Below are 4921 nucleotides of genomic sequence, written 5' to 3'. Positions count from 1 at the left end.
TACGGCGGCTTAAGCCTGAGCGAGGCCTGCGAGCGCGTGGTTATGGAAAAACTGCCTGCCCTGGGCGGCGTCGGTGGGCTCATTGCGGTGGATCGTGAGGGCAACGTGGCCCTGCCGTTCAACAGCGAAGGCATGTATCGCGCCTGGGGTTATGCCGGTGATGAACCGAGCACGGGCATCTATCGTGAATAAGGGGGCAGCGCGTGCCGCACAGTGAAGAACTGGACAACCGCGAAGTGCTGGCTGTCCATCAGCTCGATATTGCGTTTCAGGAAGAGCGGCAGTTCATTCCCGCAGTACAGAATTTATCGTTCACGCTCAGGCGCGGCGAGACGCTGGCGATTGTTGGCGAGTCCGGCTCCGGGAAATCGGTTACCGCGCTGGCGCTAATGCGCCTGCTGGAACAGACGGGCGGGCAAATCAGCAGCGAGAAAATGCTCCTGCGCCGCCGCAATCGTCAGGTCATTGATTTAAATGAGCTAAGCGGTTCGCAGATGCAGAGCGTGCGCGGGGCGGATATTGCGATGATCTTCCAGGAGCCAATGACCTCCCTGAACCCGGTGTTCCCGGTCGGGGAGCAAATTGCCGAGTCCATCCGTCTGCATCAGGGGCTGAGCGGCGATGAAGCGCTCAAAGAGGCCCGACGGATGCTGGAGCTGGTGCGCATTCCGGAGGCGCAGGCCATTCTGGGGCGCTATCCGCATCAGCTTTCCGGCGGCATGCGCCAGCGGGTGATGATTGCCATGGCGCTCTCCTGCCGTCCCGCAGTGCTGATTGCCGACGAACCAACGACGGCGCTGGACGTGACGATTCAGGCGCAGATCCTGCAGCTCATCAAAGTCCTGCAGCAGGAGATGGAGATGGGGGTGATTTTCATCACCCACGATATGGGCGTGGTCGCCGATATCGCCGATCGCGTACTGGTGATGCACAAGGGCAGCGCGGTGGAAACCGGTACGGTTGAGCAGATTTTTCACGCGCCCGTGCATCCTTACACCAAAGCCCTGCTGGCGGCGGTTCCGCGTCTGGGGGCGATGAACGGCAGCGATTTGCCGCGCCGCTTCCCCCTGATTTCTCTCGAGGCGTCTGAGCAGCAGGAGGATGAGCGCGAGCAGGACACCGTGGTGCCGGGTAAGCCCATTCTGGAAGTGCGCGATTTGGTCACCCGCTTTCCGCTGCGCAGCGGCGTACTGAACCGGGTGAAGCGCGAAGTGCACGCGGTGGAAAACGTCAGTTTCGATCTCTGGCCGGGCGAAACGCTGGCGCTGGTGGGGGAGTCCGGCTGCGGTAAATCTACCACCGGACGCGCGTTGCTCCGTCTGGTGGAGTCACAGGAAGGCAGTATTACCTTTAACGGTGAGCGCATTGATATCCTTCCGGACAGCAGGCTGCAGGCGGTGCGGCGGGATATTCAGTTTATTTTCCAGGATCCCTATGCCTCCCTCGATCCGCGCCATACGGTGGGGTATTCGATCATGGAGCCGCTGCGGGTACATAACCTGCTCGACGGCGAAGCGGCACAGCGTCGCGTGGCCTGGCTGCTGGAGCGCGTCGGCCTGAAGCCGGAGCACGCCTGGCGTTATCCACACGAGTTTTCCGGCGGACAGCGGCAGCGTATCTGCATCGCCCGCGCGCTGGCGCTAAACCCGAAAGTGGTGATTGCCGATGAGTCCGTCTCGGCGCTGGATGTCTCTATCCGGGCGCAAATCATCAACTTATTGCTGGATTTACAGCGGGATATGGGCATTGCCTTTCTGTTTATCTCGCACGACATGGCGGTGGTCGAGCGCATCAGCCATCGCGTGGCGGTGATGTTTATGGGGCAAATCGTGGAAATTGGTCCGCGAAGAGCGGTGTTTGAGAACCCACAGCACCCGTACACCCGCAAGCTCATCGCGGCGGTCCCGGTAGCCGATCCCGCGCATCGTCACGGCCAGCGCGTGCTGCTGCAGGATGAAATGCCGAGCAATATTCGTAAGCGTGGCGAGGCCGTGGAGCGCGTGACGCTGCGCGAGGTCAGTCCGGGTCATTTCGTGGCGCCCCCGCGTCAGGACAATGCCTTTTCGCGGTTATAACTTTCAACAGGCAGGAGAACACAATGGTTACATTTGTAGCGCGTAGATGGTTGTTAGCCGCGAGCGTGACGGCAGCCCTGGCCGCTGCCCCCGCGTTCGCTGCCAAAGATGTGGTGGTTGCCGTCGGCTCTAATTTCACCACGCTCGATCCGTATGACGCCAACGACACGCTCTCTCAGGCGGTGGCGAAATCGTTCTACCAGGGCCTGTTTGGCCTGGATAAAGAGATGAAGCTCAAAAACGTGCTGGCGGAGGGGTACACCGTGTCCGACGACGGACTGGTGTATACCATCAAGCTCAGGACCGGCGTGAAGTTCCAGGATGGGACAGATTTCAATGCGGAGGCGGTGAAGGTTAACCTCGATCGCGCCAGCAATCCGGAAAATAGCCTCAAGCGCTATAACCTGTATAAAAATATCGCCAGCACCGAGGTGGTCGACCCGGCAACGGTAAAAATCACCCTGAAAGAGCCGTTCTCCGCGTTTATCAATATTCTGGCGCATCCGGCAACGGCGATGATTTCCCCTGCCGCGCTGAAGAAATACGGCAAGGAGATCGGCTTCCACCCTGTTGGCACCGGTCCGTACGAGCTGCTCACCTGGAACCAGACCGATTTTGTGAAGGTGAAGAAATTCGCCGGATACTGGCAGCAGGGGCTGCCGAAGCTCGATACCATCACCTGGCGCCCGGTGGTGGACAACAACACCCGCGCGGCGATGCTGCAAACCGGCGAGGCGCAGTTTGCCTTCCCGATCCCGTATGAGCAGGCCGCCATTCTGCAGAAAAACAGCAAGCTGGAGCTGGTCGCCAGCCCGTCGATCATGCAGCGTTACATCAGCATGAACGTCACGCAAAAGCCGTTCGATAACCCGAAGGTGCGTGAGGCCATCAACTACGCCATTAACCGTCAGGCGCTGGTGAAGGTCGCCTTTGCGGGCTATGCCACTCCGGCCACCGGCGTGCTGCCGCCGGCTATCGCCTATGCGCAAAGCTATCAGCCGTGGCCGTACGATCCGGCCAAAGCGCGCGAGCTGCTGAAAGAGGCGGGCTTCCCGAACGGCTTCAGCACCACGCTGTGGTCCTCGCATAATCACAGTACCGCTCAGAAGGTGCTGCAGTTTACCCAGCAGCAGCTGGCGCAGGTCGGCATCAAGGCGCAGGTGACCGCGATGGATGCCGGACAGCGTGCGGCAGAGGTGGAGGGCAAAGGGCAGAAAGAGAGCGGCGTGCGGATGTTCTATACCGGCTGGTCGGCCTCGACCGGTGAAGCAGACTGGGCGCTGTCGCCGCTGTTTGCCTCGCAGAACTGGCCGCCAACCCTGTTCAACACCGCGTTTTACAGCAACCCGCAGGTGGACAAAGACCTGGCCGATGCCCTGAAAACCACCAAACCGGAGGAGAAAGCGCGTCTCTACAAGGACGCGCAGGACATCATCTGGAAAGAGTCGCCGTGGGTGCCGCTGGTGGTGGAGAAACTGGTGTCAGCCCATAATAAAGCGTTGACCGGGTTCTACATTATGCCGGATACGGGCTTTAGCTTTGACGATGCGGATTTAAAATAAACCTCATGCTGAATTATGTGTGTAAACGCCTGCTGGGGCTTATCCCGACGCTGCTGATTGTGGCGATCCTGGTGTTTCTGTTTGTCCATATGCTGCCGGGCGATCCGGCGCGTCTGGTTGCCGGGCCTGAAGCGGATGCCACCGTCATTGAGCTGGTGCGTAAGCAGCTTGGCCTCGACCAGCCGCTGTATATGCAGTTCATCCATTATATTTGCAACGTTCTGCAGGGCGATTTTGGTATCTCGATGGTATCGCGCCGTCCGGTGTCGGAGGAGATTGCCAGCCGCTTTATGCCGACGTTCTGGTTAACGATTGCCAGTATGAGCTGGGCGGTCGTGTTTGGGCTGGGCGCCGGGATTGTCGCGGCCGTCTGGCGCAACCGCTGGCCGGACAAGCTCGGCATGGCGCTGGCGGTGACCGGCATCTCCTTCCCGGCGTTCGCGCTGGGGATGCTGCTGATGCAGATCTTCTCCGTCGAGCTGGGCTGGCTGCCGACCGTCGGGGCCGATACCTGGAAGCATTACATTCTGCCTTCCATGACGCTGGGGGCTGCCGTGTCGGCGGTGATGGCCCGCTTTACCCGCGCCTCGTTTGTTGACGTACTGAGCGAAGATTATATTCGCACCGCGCGGGCGAAAGGGGTCAGCGAGAAGTGGGTCATTCTCAAGCACGGGTTCCGCAATGCGATGATCCCGGTGGTGACGATGATGGGACTGCAGTTTGGCTTCCTGCTGGGCGGCTCTATCGTCGTGGAAAAGGTCTTCAACTGGCCGGGGCTGGGACGCCTGCTGGTCGATTCCGTCGAGATGCGCGACTACCCGGTGATTCAGGCGGAAGTCCTGCTTTTCTCGCTGGAGTTTATTCTTATCAACTTAGTGGTGGATGTGCTCTATGCCGCCATTAACCCGGCCATCAGGTACAAGTAAGATGCGATTGTTGAACTGGCGACGTCAGGCCGTTTTAAACGCGATGCCGGGTCTAAAACCGGACCACGTCCGCACCCCGTGGTCTGAATTCTGGCGGCGTTTTCGCCGTCAGCCGGTCGCGATGACCGCGGGGCTGTTTGTGCTGCTGCTAATTGCGGTGGCGGTGATTGCGCCGTGGGTGGCGCCGTTTGATGCGGAAAACTATTTTGACTACGACCGTCTGAACGACGGACCGTCGATGCTGCACTGGTTCGGCGTGGACTCCCTCGGGCGCGATATCTTTAGCCGCGTGCTGGTGGGGGCGCAGATCTCGCTTGCCGCCGGGGTGTTCGCGGTGCTGATCGGCGCGGCCATCGGT

At 60.1% G+C, this 4921-nt stretch carries 4 protein-coding genes and 1 pseudogene; all 5 read left to right on the top strand.

Annotation, left to right across the window (positions count from 1 at the left end):
- A partial coding sequence (locus tag DOU50_RS01280; protein WP_194266110.1) for an isoaspartyl peptidase/L-asparaginase occupies nt 1-192 on the top strand: 192 nt, incomplete at its 5' end.
- Between the two features lie 11 nt (nt 193-203).
- A complete protein-coding gene (gene gsiA, locus DOU50_RS01275; RefSeq protein WP_090417630.1) occupies nt 204-2075 on the top strand; it encodes a glutathione ABC transporter ATP-binding protein GsiA in 1872 nt (623 codons plus the stop codon).
- Between the two features lie 23 nt (nt 2076-2098).
- Entirely contained in the window at nt 2099-3637 is a 1539-nt protein-coding gene (gene gsiB / locus DOU50_RS01270) for a glutathione ABC transporter substrate-binding protein GsiB (RefSeq protein WP_048990344.1), read from the top strand.
- Nucleotides 3638-3642: 5 nt separating this feature from the next.
- The gene (gene gsiC, locus DOU50_RS01265) at nt 3643-4563 is read left to right on the top strand and encodes a glutathione ABC transporter permease GsiC (protein WP_032649351.1); all 921 of its coding nucleotides are present in this window, start codon (nt 3643-3645) and stop codon (nt 4561-4563) included.
- A 1-nt stretch (nt 4564) separates the two neighbouring features.
- Nucleotides 4565-4921, top strand: a pseudogene (locus DOU50_RS01260) (glutathione ABC transporter permease GsiD); the annotation flags it as partial.

Source organism: Enterobacter sp. C6, from assembly GCF_008122455.1.
GTDB classification, from domain to species: Bacteria; Pseudomonadota; Gammaproteobacteria; order Enterobacterales; family Enterobacteriaceae; genus Enterobacter; species Enterobacter pseudoroggenkampii.
This window is presented reverse-complemented; position numbering and strand designations above follow the sequence as displayed.